Source organism: Pseudomonadota bacterium, assembly GCA_039196715.1.
Taxonomy (GTDB): domain Bacteria; phylum Pseudomonadota; class Gammaproteobacteria; order CALCKW01; family CALCKW01; genus CALCKW01.
Genome location: JBCCUP010000001.1, coordinates 188,770 through 207,211 on the forward strand (window position 1 = coordinate 188,770; position 18,442 = coordinate 207,211).

At 64.1% G+C, this 18,442-nt stretch carries 16 protein-coding genes and 1 tRNA gene; 8 read left to right on the forward strand and 9 right to left on the reverse strand.

All coding sequences use genetic code 11. From position 1 onward, the window contains the following. Positions 1-119: 119 nt before the first annotated feature. The 4 genes from AAGA11_00935 to AAGA11_00950 are packed head-to-tail and all read left to right on the forward strand — an operon-like array spanning position 120 to position 4,131. Positions 120-1,013 carry a phosphoribosylaminoimidazolesuccinocarboxamide synthase gene (locus AAGA11_00935; protein ID MEM9601400.1) on the forward strand — a complete coding sequence of 298 codons (894 nt, stop codon included), beginning with the start codon at positions 120-122 and terminating at the stop codon, positions 1,011-1,013. Next, positions 1,006-2,043 carry a Gfo/Idh/MocA family oxidoreductase gene (locus AAGA11_00940; GenBank protein MEM9601401.1) on the forward strand — a complete coding sequence of 346 codons (1,038 nt, stop codon included), beginning with the start codon at positions 1,006-1,008 and terminating at the stop codon, positions 2,041-2,043. The genes AAGA11_00935 and AAGA11_00940 overlap by 8 nt, the downstream gene beginning before the upstream one ends. Beyond that, a complete protein-coding gene (locus tag AAGA11_00945; GenBank protein ID MEM9601402.1) occupies positions 2,036-3,061 on the forward strand; it encodes a Gfo/Idh/MocA family oxidoreductase in 1,026 nt (341 codons plus the stop codon). The genes AAGA11_00940 and AAGA11_00945 overlap by 8 nt, the downstream gene beginning before the upstream one ends. After that, positions 3,058-4,131, forward strand: a complete 1,074-nt coding sequence (locus AAGA11_00950; protein MEM9601403.1) for a Gfo/Idh/MocA family oxidoreductase — start codon at positions 3,058-3,060, stop codon at positions 4,129-4,131. The genes AAGA11_00945 and AAGA11_00950 overlap by 4 nt, the downstream gene beginning before the upstream one ends. Before the next feature lie 88 nt (positions 4,132-4,219). On the opposite strand, the gene AAGA11_00955 is transcribed toward AAGA11_00950, so the two are convergent. The 9 genes from AAGA11_00955 to AAGA11_00995 all read right to left on the reverse strand — a co-directional run bounded on the left by AAGA11_00955 (position 4,220) and on the right by AAGA11_00995 (position 14,601). After that, entirely contained in the window at positions 4,220-5,020 is an 801-nt protein-coding gene (locus tag AAGA11_00955; GenBank protein ID MEM9601404.1) for a formylglycine-generating enzyme family protein, read from the reverse strand. Between the two features lie 156 nt (positions 5,021-5,176). Beyond that, positions 5,177-5,326, reverse strand: a complete 150-nt coding sequence (locus tag AAGA11_00960; GenBank protein MEM9601405.1) for an SUMF1/EgtB/PvdO family nonheme iron enzyme — start codon at positions 5,324-5,326, stop codon at positions 5,177-5,179. Between the two features lie 33 nt (positions 5,327-5,359). Next, complete coding sequence (locus AAGA11_00965) at positions 5,360-6,205, reverse strand: RNA-directed DNA polymerase (protein MEM9601406.1); 846 nt, start codon at positions 6,203-6,205, stop codon at positions 5,360-5,362. Positions 6,206-6,356: 151 nt separating this feature from the next. Next, positions 6,357-6,818 (reverse strand): HRDC domain-containing protein, encoded by a 462-nt coding sequence (locus AAGA11_00970; protein ID MEM9601407.1) that lies wholly within the window; start codon positions 6,816-6,818, stop codon positions 6,357-6,359. A gap of 2 nt (positions 6,819-6,820) precedes the next feature. Continuing rightward, positions 6,821-9,337, reverse strand: coding sequence for an SUMF1/EgtB/PvdO family nonheme iron enzyme (locus tag AAGA11_00975; GenBank protein MEM9601408.1), 2,517 nt, complete (start codon positions 9,335-9,337; stop codon positions 6,821-6,823). A gap of 26 nt (positions 9,338-9,363) precedes the next feature. Further along, entirely contained in the window at positions 9,364-10,299 is a 936-nt protein-coding gene (locus AAGA11_00980; protein MEM9601409.1) for a MoxR family ATPase, read from the reverse strand. A gap of 4 nt (positions 10,300-10,303) precedes the next feature. Beyond that, positions 10,304-11,707, reverse strand: a complete 1,404-nt coding sequence (locus AAGA11_00985; GenBank protein ID MEM9601410.1) for a hypothetical protein — start codon at positions 11,705-11,707, stop codon at positions 10,304-10,306. Between the two features lie 497 nt (positions 11,708-12,204). After that, a complete protein-coding gene (gene fba, locus AAGA11_00990; protein MEM9601411.1) occupies positions 12,205-13,269 on the reverse strand; it encodes a class II fructose-bisphosphate aldolase in 1,065 nt (354 codons plus the stop codon). Positions 13,270-13,410: 141 nt separating this feature from the next. Further along, complete coding sequence (locus AAGA11_00995) at positions 13,411-14,601, reverse strand: phosphoglycerate kinase (protein ID MEM9601412.1); 1,191 nt, start codon at positions 14,599-14,601, stop codon at positions 13,411-13,413. Between the two features lie 342 nt (positions 14,602-14,943). Between AAGA11_00995 and rpoD the strand changes: the two genes are divergently transcribed. From rpoD to AAGA11_01015, 4 genes are all read left to right on the forward strand, one after another. After that, positions 14,944-16,779, forward strand: coding sequence for an RNA polymerase sigma factor RpoD (rpoD, locus tag AAGA11_01000; protein ID MEM9601413.1), 1,836 nt, complete (start codon positions 14,944-14,946; stop codon positions 16,777-16,779). Between the two features lie 65 nt (positions 16,780-16,844). Then, positions 16,845-16,921, forward strand: a tRNA-Ile gene (locus AAGA11_01005). 493 nt (positions 16,922-17,414) lie between these two features. Then, positions 17,415-17,774, forward strand: a complete 360-nt coding sequence (locus tag AAGA11_01010; GenBank protein MEM9601414.1) for an H-NS histone family protein — start codon at positions 17,415-17,417, stop codon at positions 17,772-17,774. Positions 17,775-17,919: 145 nt separating this feature from the next. Next, positions 17,920-18,219 carry a transposase gene (locus AAGA11_01015; GenBank protein MEM9601415.1) on the forward strand — a complete coding sequence of 100 codons (300 nt, stop codon included), beginning with the start codon at positions 17,920-17,922 and terminating at the stop codon, positions 18,217-18,219. Positions 18,220-18,442 lie beyond the last annotated feature (223 nt).

The window sequence follows — 18,442 nt, forward strand, 5'->3', positions numbered from 1 at the left end:
CAGCTAAAAGCGCATTTTCCCAGAAGTGGCCGAGCGGTCAAGCCGGAGTCGCGCCGGCACCGACTGGCGGCCCGCGCAAATGTGACAGAATACCGCTCCAACCACGGAGGCCACAGCTCATGCCGCGCGCTGTCTTCGACACCGCCATCCGCTCACTGTCCCGCATCCACCGCGGAAAAGTGCGCGACGTGTTTGCCATCGACGAGGACCACCTGCTGATGGTGGCGACCGACCGCGTGTCTGCGTTCGATGTGGTCATGCCGAATCCCGCGCCCGGCAAAGGCCAGTTGCTGACCGAAGTCGCGCTGTTTTGGTTTACCCACTTTTCCGACACCCGCAACCACCTCGCCACCCTCACGCTCGACGATGTCTTGTCGGACCCCAAGGAGCGGGCCGAAGCCAGCGGGCGCGCAATGGTGGTCAAGCGACTCGGTGGCCTGCCGATCGAGGCCGTGGTACGAGGCTACCTGATCGGCTCGGGCTGGAAGGACTACCAGGCCACCGGCTGCGTGTGCGGCATCCCGCTTCGTGCCGGGCTCGAACAAGCCGGTCGACTCGACAAACCGCTGTTCACCCCGGCCACCAAAGCGGCGGTCGGCGACCACGACGAGAACATTTCCTTCGCTGAAACCGCCCACCGGATCGGGCGCGAACGGGCAGAACAGGTACGCGACGTGAGCCTCGAACTCTACCGGCGCGCCGCAGCCCACGCCGAGGCGCGCGGCATCATCATCGCCGACACCAAGTTCGAGTTCGGACTCGACGCCGACGAGAATCTGGTGTTGATGGACGAGGTGCTGACCCCCGACTCCAGCCGCTTCTGGCCCGCTGATCGGTACCGACCCGGCTGCAGCCCACCGAGTTTCGACAAGCAGTTCCTGCGTGACTGGCTCGAGACGCTCGACTGGGACAAGACGGCGCCCGGACCGGACCTGCCGGCGTCCGTCATCGAGGGTACGCTCGCCGGTTACCGTGAAGCGCGAGACCGGCTTGTGGGTCCGCCCCGTGTCTGAGCGCATCGGCATCGCCGTGATCGGCTGCGGTATGGCCGCGGCACCCCACGCCCGTGCGCTCCGCGACCTCGCCCACCGGGCCGAGGTGATTGGCGTGCACGCACGCAAACCCGCCACGCGTCAGGCGTTCTGTGCGGCCTGGGGCTTCCGGGAGGCCGCGGACGGCCACGCCCTGCTGGACCACCCGTCGGTCGACATGGTGTTGCTGCTGACGCCGCCCGACGCGCGCGCCGAGTGGGTCAACGCCGCGGCCGAGCGCGCGCTGCCGGTGCTGATGGAGAAACCGGTCGAGCGCACCCTGGCCGCCGCCAAGGCGCTCGTGGCGCGTTGCGAATCGACCGAGACTCCCTTCGGAATCGTCTTTCAGCACCGGTTCCGCGCGGCGGCGCTGGCCTTGCACGAGCGGGTGCAGCAGGCGGCGTGGGGGCCCTTGCACCTGGTCAAGGTTGACGTGCCCTGGTGGCGCGAGCAGCGTTACTACGACGAACCCGGGCGCGGCAGCTACGCACGCGACGGTGGCGGCGTGCTGATCAGCCAGGCGATCCACACGCTCGACCTGATGCTGAGTCTGACGGGGCCTGTCGCCGAGGTCCGTGCGCTGACCGCGACCACCGGCTACCACCGCATGGAGAGCGAAGACCTGGCCGTCTCCGCATTGCGCTTCGAAAACGGCGCCCTCGGTTCACTCACCGCGACCACGGCACAGTACCCGGGCGGCGCCGAATCACTCGAGCTCGGCTTCGCACGTGCCACCGCGCACCTGTGCGCCGGCGAGCTCACCGTTCGGCACCTCGACGGCCGCGTCGAGACCCTTGGCGACACGCAGGAAACCGGGGCCGGTGCCGACCCGATGGCGTTCCCCCACGATTGGCACCTCGCCCTGCTGACGGATTTCGTCGACGCCGTTGACGCCGGTCGCCCGCCGGCGGTAACCGCGCGGGACGCCCTGCAGGTGCACCGTTTGATCGATGCCATCGTGCAGTCCTCTGCGGCCGGCCGCGCCGTCAACGTGAGTCACGTCGATGCCTGAAGCCCCCGTCACCGTCGCCGTCATCGGCATCGACCACAGGCACGCCTACGGCCAGCTTCAGGGCATGCTCGATGCCGGGGCACAGTGCGTCGGCTGGTGGACCGAGGGCGAGCCGAACACCTTGCCCGGCTTCGTCAAACGCTTCCCCGACGTGCCACGGGTGGCGTCGCGCGAGACCGTGCTCGCCGACCCACGCGTCGACCTCGTGATCGTCGCCGACATTCCGGCGAACCGCGCCGCGCGCGCGATCGAGGCGATGCGTGCCGGCAAGGACGTGATGACAGACAAACCGGGGTGCACCACCGCGGCACAGCTGGCCAAGCTGCGCGACGTGCAACGCGACACCGGGCGAATCTGGTCGGTCGATTTCTCGGAACGGTTCGAAGTGCCGGCCGTACAACGCGCAGCCGAACTGGTGCGCGAGGGCGCCATCGGCCGCGTGGTGCAAACCGTCGGCCTGGGCCCGCACCGACTGAACGCGGCGACCCGCCCCAACTGGTTTTTCGAGCGCCACGCCTACGGCGGCATCCTCTGCGACATCGCCTCGCACCAGATTGACCAGTTCCTCTATTTCACCGACGCCGACAATGCCGAGATCGTCAGCGCAAGCGTGGCCAACTACGCCAACCCCGACCACCCGGAGCTCGAGGACTTCGGCGAGTTGGTGCTCCGCCACGAGCGCGGCCACGGGTACATCCGCGTCGACTGGTATACGCCCGATGCCCTGCCCACCTGGGGCGACGGTCGGCTGACCCTGCTCGGCACCGAGGGTACGATCGAATTGCGCAAGTACGTCGACGTCGCCGGTCGCCCGGGCACCGATCACCTGTTCTTGTCCAACCGCACCCGGTGCGAACACATCGACTGCAGTACAGTGCCACTCTCGTATTTTCGGTCGCTGGCGCACGACGTGCGGCACCGCACCGAGACGGCGATGCCGCAAGCGCACGCATTCACGGTCATGGAACTTGCTTTGCGCGCACAGGCGAGCGCCACCCGACTTGGCGCGCTGGTATGAGTCACACCGTTGCCATCCTGGGCGCCGGCATCGGTGCGCAGCACCTCGACGGCTACCTCGCGCTGCCGGACACCTACCGGGTCCACACGGTGTGTGACCTCGACATCGACCGGGCCGCTGCGCTGGCCGCGCGCGCGCGCGGCTGCCGCAGCACGTCGGATACCGATGCGGTCATCGGCAACAGCGAGATCGACATCGTCGACGTGTGCCTGCCACCGCACCTGCACGCGGACACTGCCATCAAGGCGATGCAAGCCGGGCACCACGTGGTTTGTGAGAAGCCGCTTGCAGAATCCGTGGATGCGGCGGAGCGCATGATCCAGGCTGCACAGGACTGCAACCGACTGCTCACACCCATCTTCCAGTACCGATTCGGGCCGGCATTCACGCAGTTGCAGGCGCTGGTCGACGCCGGTCTTGCAGGGCGTCCACAAGTCGCTTCGCTCGAAACCCACTGGAACCGCGGCTCGGACTACTATGCCGTCCCCTGGCGTGGCACCTGGGACCGCGAGCGGGGTGGCGCTGTGCTGGGGCACGCAATCCACATTCACGACCTGATCACGGAATGCTTCGGCGCCGTCACCGCCGTCGGCGCGATGCTCGACACCCGCGTCAACCCGATCGAGACGGAAGACTGTGGTGCGATTTCGATGCGGACGTCGAGCGGTGCCCTTGTCACGTCCTCGATCTCGCTCGGTGCCGCCTGCGACCAATCGCGTCTGCGCCTCGTGTACCAACACCTCACCGCAGAGAGCGGCACCAACCCCTACGCGCCCGGGCAAGGCACCTGGACCTTCACCGCGCGCGACCCCGCTCGGCAAGCCGCTGTCGATCGCGTCGTTGCGGCAACGCCACCGGGCCACACGGGTTACGCCGGGCAGTTCGCCGAGTTGGCGCGGCAACTCGGCGGCGAAACGCACCGCAACGTCAGTGCAGCGTCGGGCCTGCAAGCACTCGAACTTGTCGCCGCCACCTACAAAGCCCACCGCGAACGCCGCGAAATCACCCTGCCGCTTGGCCTGAACGACCCCGTGCGCCAGGACTGGCGCCCGCCACAAAACCCGTGCTGACCTGCGGTTGCCAGCTCACCGCCCACCCACAGCCCGGCACGCGGCTGCGCACGCGCGCCCGGCCGCGCGCTGGCGGCTCACCCACTGGCTAGGGGTCTTCACCTCCGGCCAGGCGGAAGCCGAAGTCGTCGTCGCGGGCAGCGGGATCGCCCGCGAAGCGGAACGCCGCGCGCAAGTAGCGCGGGACGTTGAACCAGCAGCCACCGCGCAACACGCGCTTCCGGCCCTGTTGCGGACCTGTTGGATCGATTACCTCGCCGGTTGGGTAGTCGCCATACCAATCGCCGCACCACTCCCACACATTTCCATGCACCTGAAACAAGCCGAAATCGTTTGCCTCGAACGCGAGCGCATCCACCGTTTCTTCTCTGTACTCGCCTTTGCCACCGCCGCGGTAGGCCAAATTCCCATCGTAATTCGCTTGCGCTGGCGTGATCGCGTTGCCCCACCAAAACGGTGTCTGGGTGCCGGCGCGCGCGGCGTACTCCCATTCGGCTTCGCTCGGCAAGCGCAAGGTCAAGCCGGCAACCGGCGCGTTGGCCCGCTCCAAGAATCGCTGACAATCCTCCCAACTCACCGTGTCCACAGGCCGTTCGTCGCCTTTGAAATGGCTTGGATTGTTGCCCATCACCGCCTGCCAAAATGCCTGTGTGCACGCCGTGTCCGCGAGCCAGTAACCCTTTGTCAGGGTCACTTTGTGTGGTGCCTCGCCGTCGAAGCGCTCAGGCTCCAATTCAGTCGAACCCATCTGAAACCGGCCTGGCGGAACCCAGCGCATCACCTGCCGGGCGCCGTTCAGTTCAAGCCCTTGCCAGAGCCCGAACGGGTCTTCGCCGAAACCGTGCGCCCAGGCAGACGGAAACTCGCGCGGGTTGGGGTCGAGCAGCATCAGACGCGACCCGCGTGGTTGGAAAGGCGGCCTGCTGGCGGGCTTTTGGTGAGCAGGTTCCACCTGCACCGACTCACGCGCCAGAGGCCTTGGGTTTGTCCGCACAGGGCGAAACTGGCGTGGCAACTGGTTTGAAGACCCTCCGGGCGCTGCTGCCTAGATCTGCAAAGCTCCGGCCAGGCGGAAGCCGATGTTGTCGTTGCGGTCAGCGGGATCGTTCGCGTTGCGGTTCGCCGCGCGCAAGTTGCGCGGGTCGTTGATCCAGCTGCCACCGCGCAACACGCGCTTCTGGCCTTGTGCTGCCAGCCGCCGACAGTATTGATCGGCCTCAAAACGGGATCAAGCATCCAGTGACTCCTTAGAGGCCAAAAATCGCGCTCGAAACTCGGCAGAATCAGCGGGCATCAATGCGCTGTGCAACGCCGTGACGCGCTGTTGCAAGGTGGCGCTGTTAATATCACCGCGCAGCCAGGCCGCCTCGATATGCGCAATGCCCGCGCGAAACCGCCGCTTGCGCCGCAACCCCAGCCGCAATGCGTGTGGCTTGACGGTGATGCCGCAAAACCGCACCCCCACCCAGCTGCGCTGAATCAGTGGGGGCTTGAGAGACAGCCCAAGCGTGTCCCCGAGGTAGTCAGCAAAGCGCACCTGCACGTCCAGCAACGCCTGCCGATCATGTGACCACAACAGGAAGTCATCCATGTAGCGGCAATGCGCACGCACACCGGGCTGCGCGAGGCACCACCGGTCGGCGTCATTGAGGTAATGGTTGGCAAAGTGCTGTGAGGTCAGCGCGCCAATCGGCAAGCCTCGGCCGAGCCTGGCACCGTGCGCATCAATCGCCGCCGCCAGCAGTGCACAGCCGTCGCCGCGGAACCGTCGCCGCAATTGACTGTGCAACGTCAGGTGGTCTATCGACGGGAAATACTGTGCGATGTCTGCGTGCATCACCCAGGCGAACCGCCTGCTGTTGCGCTGAGCATGATCAAGCGCGGCGTGTACACCCTTGCCAACCCGGCAGGCAAACACCGACGGCAACAACGCCCGCTCCAGCCGTGGCTCAACGTGGCGCACCAGCGCGTGGTGGGCCACGCGGTCCCAAAGCGGTGCCGCGTGGATCACGCGCTGTTTCGGGTCATGAATCTCAAAAGCCTTGAACCGCCCAACCGGCATTCGGCCGGCCATCAAACTGTCATGGATCATCCTATTGACAGACCGTCTGTCCAACAACAGAGCTCGCACCTCCGGCAAATGCCGCTTGCCACGACAGGCGCGGTCCATGGCCCAGTCTATGTTGTCCGGGTGGGCGATCTGTGCACGTATCAGGGCTGTGGTGTCAGGCATCCAATTCACCCAGTACGGCCAACACAGCGTTCGCGTAGCGCTCCATGCGCTTCTCACCCACACCATCCACCGCTGACAGCGCTACGCGATCAGGCGATTCCAACTGCGCGATATCAGCCAGTTGCTCGTTGGTGAAGATGGCATAGGCCTGGACATTTTCAGCTTTCGCGACTTGTTTGCGCCACGCGCGCAATCCGGCGAAGCGGGAAAAGTGCCCGGGGCTGAGGACCTGTTGGTAGTCGATAGCGTTGCGAGGCGCCGTTCTCGACGGTTGCACAGCGTCGGCAGCAGCCTTGACCTCACCCGGCACGGTGCAACACACCGCCCAGAAACTGTTGACACCATCTTCCACCCACTGGCGGTCCACAGTCGCCAGGGGATGGCTCGCCAAAAAGGCGTTGAGTTCGTCCGCATGCGACCCGGATGCCATCGCGGGGACGCGGAAGAACACCATTTTCACCGGCCTGCTCGCCACGCCGGCTCGCGGCTGCTACGCGGCGCGGTCCCCGCACCGCGATCCGCCGTCGCCTGCGCGGCTCGCCGGCTGGCTTCCGGGTCTTCACCTCCGGCCAGGCGGAAGCCGATGAAGTCGTTGCGGGCAGCGGGATCGCGCGCGTTGCGGCCCGCCGCGCGCAAGTCGCGCGGGGCGCTGAACCAGCTGCCACCGCGCAACACGCGCTCCTGGCCTTGCTCTGGACCAACGGGGTCCACCAAGGCACCCGCACCGTATTGAGCAAACCAATCTGAACACCATTCCCACACATTCCCATGCATGCTGCGCAATCCGTAAGGGTTAGCCGGGAAATCTCGCTCATCTTGGACACCATCACCCTCGCTCCCCAGCGATGGGTCAAATAGGTCACCCCACCAAAACGCGCTTTGAGTGCCCGCTCGGCAAGCATTTTCCCACTCCGCTTCAGTGGGCAAACGCGCGGTAAAGCGCGGGCACTTTTTCATCAGTTTTTTGCACCATATCTGGCAGTCTTCCCACGAAAGATCCGTGGCGGGGAGATTCGCATTGTCTGTCGAGGTCTTGCCCAACACCCCGTCCCAGAAAGCCTGCGTCACCGTCGTCTCCCCGAGCCAATAGCCGCACGAGAGAGTCACATCGTGCAGCGTTTCGTTTTCATAGCGCCCCGCTTCATCATCCGGCGACCCCATCTGAAACCGGCCCGGCGGAATCCAGCGCAGCCGGTAGCGCATGTTGGCGACGGCCAAATCCGCCCACAAGCCCCTCTCGTCCACGCCATGGCTGTCTGCCCACGTCCAACCAGAATCTACCGGCTGCCAGCCCCACGCACCATTCTCGCCGTGTACAGGCTGCCAAGCGAAGCGCGCGCCGTCCGCGTGCACGGCGAACACGATACCGTCCTCATTGGAAAAAAACCGTGATGCCCAGGCAGGTCGTGTCAGGCGGTCGAGCTGCCAAGTGCGATCACCCTCGATGATGCTGCAAGGGCGTGACAGTGGCGCGGCCACAGAGACGGGCTGCCGGGAGACCGATTCCACGGCGGCATCGCCAGTGCGCAACACCGTTTGAACTGCTGAGCCTCGGAACGCCGCCACCGCGTGCAGGGCATCGCCTCGTTGCACCAAACCAATGACCCGGCTAGATGGGGCTGATGCACCCAGCAGCGGTTGTGGCAGCCGGTTGCGCTCCGCGACAGCCTGCAACGCGGTCAGGAATTGGCGGTGCTCCGTCGTGACAGGCGCGGTATCGGCCAGTTCACAACCGAGGTCCATCAACTCGGCCAACACGCTGTCAGCCGCTACCCCGCCGTGGCTCTGCGCGCTGACGCGGGCAAGTTGCAGCAGATTGCCAAGCGCTGCCCCACTCGAGTCGCCGGCGGCGAGCCGGGTTTGCAACTGCTCGGCATCGCGCCAAGCGGCTGGCTGATAGACGGCCCACGCAGACACCGCGCGCTCAACACGCGCACGCTGGGCTGCGGGCCAACGTTGGTAGCGCGCACGCCAAACGCCTCGCGCGTCGCGCCGGAGGCGGACCGCGCTGGCCTTTCGCTCTACATCCGGGTGGCGGCTCGCGGCAAGCTCATCGGCCAGGCTCAGCCCGAGCGCCAGCCGCAACGCGCGCAGTTGCGCCCGGCCAAGCCAGAGACAGGCAGCCATGGCGGACAGCAGAGACTCAGTGCCGTCCGGTGCCACCGCGCAGAGCGCACAGCTGCGCCAAGCGGCAGCACGCAACGGAAATAGACTCAACAACCTGAGATCTAGCCCCTGTCGCGCCAAACCCGCCAAATCGCTGTGCCAGGCGGCGCTCGGCGACCCGCCACGGGTGCCGAAGTCGCTGATCACCAGCACCGGGACATTAGGCGGCACCGTGCGAGCATCGAAGGCCGTGTGTGGCGCAGACACCGCTTGCCAGCCGCCCGCCCCCGGGCGCTGGTAACGAACGCACACCCGCAGGCCGGCGGGGTCATGCTCGACAACGAGCTGCCGAACCACAGCCTCGACATCGGGCCAGACCGCGCGCAGCGCCGGCGAAAAATCCACCAGCACCGCACACGCCGCAGCGCTGTGCTGGCGCCGCGCTCGCGGCAACGCGCTCACTGGTTCGCCGCGCGCCAGGTGCAACGCCGCCCGTTTGAGGTGCGGTTGACGGGTCTGCCGTACCGTGCCAAGCAAGGCATCAAGCGCGTTGCGTAATGCGCCTCGGTGCCACGCGGGCGCCTGTGGCATCCAGGGTGTCATGGCTTCGCGGTAATCAACCGGGCCGGTGTCCTCGAAAGCGAGCGGCTGCACTGGCGTGAAGTCGCGTTCCGCGGTGATCGCCCAGATCGCCAATGGGTGATGCGCCCGATACAACACGGCCCGCTGCGCGATGCCGTTGTGCGCGGGATCATCATCCGGTTCAAGCCGAGCTTGCGCCGATTCCGTGTTGCGCACGGCAAAACCGAGTCGTGCCGCAACGGTATCGGCGTCAGTGTCTCTGGCGTTTTGCAAGGCCCGCAACAACGCAGCCCGCGAAGTGGTCGCCCGGTTCACGGATCGGACGCAGGGCTGTTCTGAAAATAGCGGCCAAGCTTGGTCAACCAGTCTCGCTGCTGATCCGCGCTTGCGCCCTCCCGGCCGAGCGAATGCAGCGCGTGCAACAGATCAAGGTACTCGGCGAGTCCGGTGTAGGGCCGCTGGCGGCAGTTTGCGCGGTCGTCGAGGATTTGCCGGGCTGCGTCTTCGAGCACACCGTCGCACAGCATCGGATAGCGGCCGCTGCCGACCGTGACAAAATACGCCAGCGGCTCCGACGGCAGTTGCAAGTGCAAGTGCGTGCAACGGCGCAGGAAAGCCGCCGGCAGTTCGCGGTCTTCATTGCTGGTAAAGACAACCAGCGGGTGTGGACAACCCGACTCGGCCCTCACCGGTTGGTCACGGTGCGGCACCTGAATGCAGCGGTCGCCGAGGCTCTCGAGTAGGCTGTTGGCCACACTCGCGTCAGCCTTGTCAATTTCATCGACCAGCAGCACCACGCCACATTCCGCGATGGACGCGCCTGTGCCATCGCCCACGTTGGCCCAGTTGGGCTGGTACTGGTGGCGGTTTTTCGCCTCGCCCGCCGACACCGGGCTCAGTGCCCACCACATCGGCCCGGGGCACAGGTAGGCCTGATCAGGCTGGATGTCGTGCTGTTGCGCGTCGGCCAGTCGCGCGGTGTAGTCGTAGGACCACAGCAGCGTCTGGGCCTCGGTGTAGGGCTGGATCACGACGCTCAGAAACGCGCGATCGAGCACCGCCGCCGCCGCGCGCGCGAGCTGCGACTTGCCCAACCCGGTTTCGCCGGTCACGAGGAGCGGGCGCTCTGACGCCACCGCTGCCATCACCGCGTAGACCGACACGCTGTCCCAGTGGTGCGCGATATCCGTATGGCCTGCGATGGGCTGGGCGGTGTCGACAATGCGGGGCAGTTGATCCAGTTGCACGGGGTCAGGCCCCGCCCACGCCGAACAGGCCGGCAATGCCGGTGGCCACCGGCAACAACACCTTGGCCGTGTCTGCCAGTACCCCGGCGCCGTCACTCACGGTTTTGAGGTCGCCCATTGCCAACACGAAGCGTTGCACGGCAGACTGCTTTTCACTCGCCTGCGCTTGCCCCGCGCCCTCTGATTCGTACGCCGCCGCGAGCGCGCCGGCGGCCGCGTTCAGGTTGGCCAGTTCGGTTGCATGCGCCACGTCGGCAGCTTGTGCACCGATGAATGTGTCAAGCGAATTGACCGCATTCAGCAAGTGGGCTTTTTCCGCGTCACTGAGGCTGACAGCCGTGTTGTGCGTGCTGTTGGCAGTGACCGTCTCCGCTTGGGTGTTAATGAACACGTTGCCAGTGGCATTAATGGTTGGCGCCGCGGGGGGTGTTGTCATGGCATTTTGCTCCGTGGGTGTTTCAGCGGGGGTGTCGTCGTGGGTCTCAGCCGAGGCCGACTGTCTCGTCGCGTTGAGATCAACCAGCAAACGCTCGATCAGGTTGAGCAGATCATCGGCCGGGTGCGTATGACCGCCCGTGACGATGGGCAGCTGACCCAACGTTTCACGCACAGCGATCAGCATCGCCGCGTCGACCTCGCGATCCGCAATGACGAAGCGGTGATCAGGGTTCGCGTCGGCGTTGGTCAGCAACAGTGCCGCTCTGAAGTCGCGGAGCCATCTGTCGTATTCTTCTGAGTGGGGATCTTCCGGCACATCGCCCAGATTGAAGCCGACGGAAAGCTCGCTGGCCAAGGCGCGCAATCCGAAGTCGACATTGACACTTTTGACGACCGGGAACGCCACGGTGTGCGGCGACAACGCTTCGACGTTGGTGTCAGTGACGATGAGGTGTGCGAGGTCATCACACCCGAGACTCGCCGACACGGCTGCACGTGCGTGCCAGGGCAACCGGCTGGCAACGTCGCCAAGGGAGTCACCGTCAAACAGGCGGTTGAGCACTGGCGCATTCACCGCGTAAAGTGCAAATGTCCGCAGCAGCCAAGCCACCAAGTCAATGTGGCGACTTTCCAGCTCAGACCCCGAGACTTGTATGAAGCGATACGCGCGTGGCAGGCACACACTTGACGCGACGGTGTCCAGGCTGTTGGTGAAGCGTTTGGCGAGGCTCTCCGGTGTCGCGTCAGCATCCGCCTCAACCCAGGACGCGACCGCGGCGTAGAGGTCGAGCGCGTCGGACTGCATCTCGCGCAACACCACGACGATGGGCCGCGTGCGTTTTACATCGCGCTCCGCTTCTCGGGCTGCGAGCAACGCGTCATCCCGCTCGGCTTGGTTGGCCGCCTCCGTCGCCGCGCGCGCGTCAGCTTGTGCGGCGCAGAGCGCATCGGCCAACGCGGCTTGCGCCATACCTTGGTACTCGGGATATCCGTGTTGTTTGACGTACTTGGCCAGATTCAGCGTTCGCTCCGCGCCGTGAGACAAGACTCCTGTCGACCCGCTGTTGCTCAGGATGCGTTTGATCGTCGAGTCTTTAACACCCAGGCACTCGCACAAGCCGACTGTCTGCGTTTGGCGATGTCCGTGCGCCGGCGCCGGGACAAATTGATCGAACCAACAGCGTTCCACCGCTAACCACCTGCCTAGTTGAACTTTCATCAACACTGTAGTGACCCGCTTTGTGGCGGATCAATGGCTTTTTCGGGTCAGTTCGGGTCAGGACACCACAGCGCTCGGGTCACGACGGTACCAGCGCAGGAGATGCGCTGACCGTTCCGTGGCAGGGGCCATCGAAAGCGGACCGTCGCCGCGCTGGCCTTGCCCGAGAGTTTACCCGGCGCAGAATCCCTGCCCCACAACCAACACAGGCGCCCGCAGGCGCCTGTGTGACCGGTGTCGCGTGAGTGTCAGTTCACGCGCGGGTCCAGTGCACCGGCGTTGTAGCGCTCGACCATGCGGTCGAGTTTGAGCACGTTGATCTTGCTGGCGTTGCCGGCGGTACCGAAGGCCTCGTAGCGCGCCAGGCAGATGCTCTTCATCGCATCCTTGGCGACACCGAGGTATTTGCGCGGATCAAATTCGGCCGGTTTCTCCGCCATGAACCGGCGAATGGCACCGGTGCTCGCCATGCGCAGATCGGTGTCGATGTTGACCTTGCGCACACCGTTGCGGATGCCCTCCTGGATCTCCTCGACCGGCACGCCGTACGTCTCGCCCATCTCACCGCCGTGGTCATTGATGACCTGGAGCCACTCCTGCGGTACCGACGAGGAGCCGTGCATCACCAGATGGGTGTCCGGGATACGCGCGTGGATCGCCTTGATGCGGTCAATCGACAGGATGTCTCCGGTCGGGGGTCGGGTGAATTTGTAGGCCCCGTGGGACGTACCGATTGCAATGGCCAGTGCGTCCACCTTGGTGTCACGCACGAAACTCGCCGCCTCCTCGGGGTCGGTGAGCAGCTGATCGCGCGACAGGATACCCTCGGCGCCGGAACCGTCCTCCTCGCCGGCCATGCCGGTTTCGAGCGAGCCCAACACGCCCAGCTCACCCTCGACAGACACGCCGATCGCATGCGCCATCTCGACCACCTTGGCCGTCACACCGCTGTTGTAGGCGTAGTCGGCGGGGGTCTTCATGTCCTCCTCGAGCGAGCCGTCCATCATCACGGACGTGAAACCGAGCGCCATCGCCTGCTGGCAGATGGCCGGCGACGACCCGTGGTCCTGGTGCATGCAGACCGGAATGTGCGGCCACTCTTCCACGGCAGAGAGGATCAGGTGACGCAGAAAAGGCGCGCCGGCGTACTTGCGGGCCCCGGCCGAGGCCTGGACGATCACCGGGCTGTCGGTCTCGTCGGCGGCCTCCATGATGGCACGCATTTGTTCCAGGTTATTGATATTGAAAGCGGGTACGCCGTAACCATGCTCGGCTGCATGGTCCAGCAGCTGACGCATCGAGATCAGTGCCATGGGGTGTCCTTAGTGGGTGCGCGGGCGCGCGAGCAAAAGTGTAGTCAGTGTATCAAGCCGGCTACATTCGCCGCCAAGTCACCCGTTGGACCTGCACGTACAAGGCCAACCCCGCCCACCGAAGGCCCGCGCGGACCGGGCTCAGCCGGAGGCGTCGGCAGCCCGGCGTGCCAGCATCGCCACGGCCGGCAGGGTCTTGCCTTCGAGGAACTCCAGAAAGGCCCCCCCGCCAGTCGAGATGTAAGACACATGGTCGGCAATACCGTACTTGTCGACCGCCGCAAGGGTGTCGCCGCCACCGGCAATGGAAAACGCCGAGGAGGACGCGATCGCACGGCCCACCGTCTCGGTGCCGGCACCGAACTGATCGAACTCGAACACACCCACCGGTCCGTTCCAGACGACCGTGCCGGCGCGCCTGACGATCTCGGCGTACCGCGCCGCGGTTTCAGGCCCGACGTCGAAGATCATGTCGTCAGGCGCCACATCACCCACGGCCTTGGTGACCGCTGGCGTGTCGGGGTCAAAGGCCTTGCCGCACACCACGTCGGTGGGCACCGGGATGTCACCGCCCTGGGCCTGTGCCGCCGCACGCAGGCTGCGGGCCGTGTCGCAGAGGTCGGGTTCACAGAGCGACTTGCCCACCGCACCGCCTTCGGCGGCGATGAAGGTGTTGGCGATGCCGCCGCCCACGATCAACTGGTCTACCACCGTCGAGAGGGACTCGAGCACAGTCAGTTTGGTCGACACCTTGGACCCTCCAACGATGGCAACCAACGGGCGCGCGGGCTGCTCGAGCACGCGTGCGAGCGCCTCGAGCTCGGCCGCGAGCAGCGGGCCCGCGCACGCGACCGGTGCGTGCAGGCCCACGCCGTGGGTGGATGCCTGTGCCCGATGAGCCGTGCCGAATGCGTCCATCACGTAGACGTCGCAGAGCGCAGCGTAGGCCTTCGCCAACGCGTCGTCGTCGCGCTTCTCACCCACGTTGAAGCGCACATTCTCGAGCAACACCACGTCACCGGGTTCGACCTCGGGCGGCGTTTCGAGGTAGTTGTCGACCAGTCGCACCGGGTGCCCGAGCAGCGTGGCCATGTGGCTCGCGACCGGCGCCAGCGACTGCGCTGCGTCGTACTCGCCTTCGGTCGGACGGCCGAGGTGGGACATCAGCAACACCCGCGCACCGGCATCCCGTGCCTGGATCACCGAGGGCAAGGCGGCGCGAATCCGCGCGTCGGATGTCACCGCACCGTCTCGCAAGGGCACGTTCAGGTCCTCGCGAATCAGAACCCGTTTGCCCTCAAGGCGCAGCGACGCCATCTCGAGAATTGCCATGACTACCTCATCTGTGCACGTGATTCACTGCGAGGGAGCGGTCGGTCGAAGCCGCCCGCTCCCTCGCCCCGATAGAACATAGCGCACCCGACACGGACGGCAGGGGGCGGGTCGATGTCCGCTGCCACTCAGCCGATTCGACAGACAAACAGTACGGAGAAACAGTTTCTCGCCCCACGTGCCCTTGAGTGTGCCACCACGTGGCCGCAGCTTTGTGAGCAGGTGCACACCAGACCGCCTGCGCACCCGTTCAGGCTGCCTGAATGCCTTTATAAGGCAGCAAATCCATGGTATTCTGGCCTGCTTGGCATTTTGTCCGAATCGCGTGAACCACGAGTCTCATTGATGAACCAGGACCACCAATCGCGTCTGAAGCAGCTCATTGCCCGCGGCAAGGAGCAAGGCTACCTCACCTACGCCGAAGTCAACGACCACCTGCCTGACGGCGTGGTCGAGGCGGACCAGGTCGAGGAAATCATCGCGATGATCAACGACATGGGCATCGCGACTCACGAACAGGCGCCGGACGCCGACTCGCTGGTGCTCAGCGACGAGTCGACGGTCGAAACCGATGACGACGCAGCCGCCGAAGCCGCGGCCGCGCTGGCGAGCGTGGACGGCGAGTTCGGGCGCACGACGGATCCGGTGCGCATGTACATGCGCGAAATGGGAACGGTGGAGCTGCTGACCCGCGAAGGCGAAATCGAAATCGCCAAGCGCATTGAAGACGGCTTGCTGCAGGCCCTCGCGTCCCTTGGGTGTTTCCCGCTCGCCCCCAAGCTGGTGATCGACAGCTACGCGCTGTACTGCAACGGCGAAATGCGCCTGCAGGATCTGCTGGTCGGTTTTATCGACCCCAATGCGCCGGACGCGTCCGCGCAGCCGCGCACACCCGAGGCGAACGCAGAGGCGGCGTCCAACGACAAGGACGACGACAAGGACGACGATGACACCCCGGCCGACACCGGCCCGGACCTCGAAGTCGTGGCCCAGAAACTCGGCGAGCTCAAAGACGCGTACGAGGCCTGGGTGAAGACGCTCAACGCGCGTTCCCGTAACTCCAAACGCAGCCAGAAATTGCTCGACCAGGTCATTGAAAAGTACGTCGAGATCAAGTTCGCGCCGGCTTTCGTCGAGCGCATGACCAACGAGTTGCGCGGTTCGATAGAAAAGATCCAGCGCATGGAACGTCAGATCCGCGACGTCTCGATCAAGCAGGTCGGCATGCCGCGCAAGGCCTTCCTCGAAAGCTTTGTCGGCAACGAATCCAGCGCCGAGTGGGCCAGCGACATCGCTGCGAGCGACGCGCCGTATGCCGAAAAGATGGCAGCCCAGGTCGAGGAGATTCGACGCTGCCAGCGCCACATTGCCGCCGTCGAGGACGCCAGCCTGCTGCCGGTCGCCGACATCAAGGAAATTGGCCGCCGCATGTCCATTGGCGAGGCGAAGGCGCGTCGGGCCAAGAAGGAAATGGTGGAAGCCAACCTGCGCCTGGTGATTTCCATCGCAAAGAAGTACACGAACCGCGGCCTGCAGTTCCTCGACCTCATCCAGGAAGGCAACATCGGCCTGATGAAGGCGGTCGACAAATTCGAGTACCGGCGCGGATACAAATTCTCGACCTACGCCACCTGGTGGATTCGCCAGGCCATCACCCGGTCGATCGCCGACCAGGCGCGGACCATTCGCATCCCCGTGCACATGATCGAAACGATCAACAAGCTCAACCGCATCTCCCGACAGATGCTGCAGCAGATGGGTCGCGAGCCGACACCGGAAGAGCTGGCCGAAAAGATGGACATGCCGGAAGACAAGATCCGCAAAGTCCTGAAAATCGCCAAGGAGCCCATCTCGATGGAGACGCCGATTGGCGACGACGAGGATTCGCACCTGGGTGATTTCATCGAAGACGCCAACGCGGTGTCACCGGTGGATTCCGCGACCAACAACGGCCTCGGCGAGACCACGCACTCCGTGCTGGCGTCGCTGACACCGCGTGAAGCAAAAGTGCTTCGCATGCGCTTCGGCATCGACATGAACACCGACCACACTCTCGAGGAAGTCGGCAAGCAGTTCGATGTGACACGCGAGCGCATTCGCCAGATCGAGGCCAAGGCGTTGCGCAAGCTTCGCCACCCATCGCGATCCGAGCAGCTCCGCAGCTTCCTCGAGGAATAGCCGCGCGCGCCGCGCCATCCCACGCCGGGCCGGCCCTGTGCCATACTGTGCGCGTGAAAGTCGCCGGGCCCTTAGCTCAGTTGGTTAGAGCATCCGACTCATAATCGGCAGGTCCCCAGTTCAAGTCTGGGAGGGCCCACCATTTTCCTGCTTCCTGCATTGACCGCTTCCCAGTGCCGGACAAGCGGTATCGAATTCTCTTTTTTACTCTCTTTCCTTTGTGCGCTCTACTCGCGCTATGAATGCAACGTTGCAACTAATATTTTGACCGTTGTTTTCAAGCTGAAAATTACGGAGTTTATCAGTGTAAATCCACTCCATGATCAGTTCCCCTGTCGTGTTAAAGCGCACGAATCAATAAAACGTCTCGAAGCATCTTTGTGACAAATTACTTGTCAGCACGTTCACAAATCAGCAATTGCTCCAGTCGTATTCAAGCTGACATTTCACCCGCGCACACACCAGTACAGAGGAAAATCGACAATTCTATTTTGCAACAGTGTCCGATTTAGGGATCCGCGACTGATAAAACACAAATAGCGGAGGCGGCAGATTACGTTTTGCTTTAAATTGATGACCAAACATGAAAAGGAATATATAATCATGAACTGGGATTCTTTACTGACGAGGCATGTATGCGCAAACCCGTGTTTTCGAAATTAAGCACTGCTGTTCTTGAGTCGTACAGAAAAGACATCGAAAAAGAACTGGCAAATCGCTCCAATATCGATCGCAAGCGTGACCGCGTGATGGCCAAAGTGCTCAAAATGCTCAAATCAGAGGGCATGACGCTTGAGGACTTGAACGCCGCAAAGGCGCCCCGTGCAGGAAGCAAACGCAAAGTGGCAGCGAAGCCCAGGGCCAAGGTCGCACCCAAGTACCGCAACCCAAAGAACGCTGCAGAGCAATGGACCGGCCGCGGCCGGCAACCTCTTTGGGTGGCAGCGTTTATCAAGGACGGTGGCAAGCTCGATCAGCTTCTTATCAAGAAGTAATTGCGCTCAGTGACCTTTCGGTCACGCCGAAAAAGAGCACCCGACACGGTGCTCTTTTTTTATGTGCGCCGACGCGCACGCAGCTCGCATGAACTGACCCCCTCTAGAGCTGCACAGGATATAGTGCAGCGAGGAGGCAGAAGACATGGCGGATTCAGAGTCCGATATCAAACGCTGGACAGCCGAGCGCAAGACGCAGGTTGTGCTGGATATCCTCAAAGGGAAAACCACGGTTGCGGAGGTGTCTCGACAGCATGACCTGACGCCCTCAGAGGTCGAGGGCTGGGTTGACGAAGGTGTCAGCGGCATGGAGAACGGCTTTCGCTCTCGACCACGGGACATCCGCGAACAGTACGAGCGCAAACTCGAAGAAGCGCACGCAGCGCTCGGTGAGAAAGAGCTGGAGCTCAAAGCGGTAAAAAAGCTGCAGCGCCTGCTCGGCTAGGACGAGAACTCGTGATGGCTGTGCAGGCGGAACTCAGCGAGGAAGGACACACGGTGTCGATCCGGAAGTTGTGTGCCTGGCTCGGCGTGTCGCGTCGCTCGTTCTACTATCGCTCCAGAGCCAGGAAGCATCCACTCAATGCGGATCGCGTTGATGCGGTCAAAGCGGTTACAGAGCGGTTCCCGACATACGGCTACCGTCGCATCGCAGTAATCTCAAACCT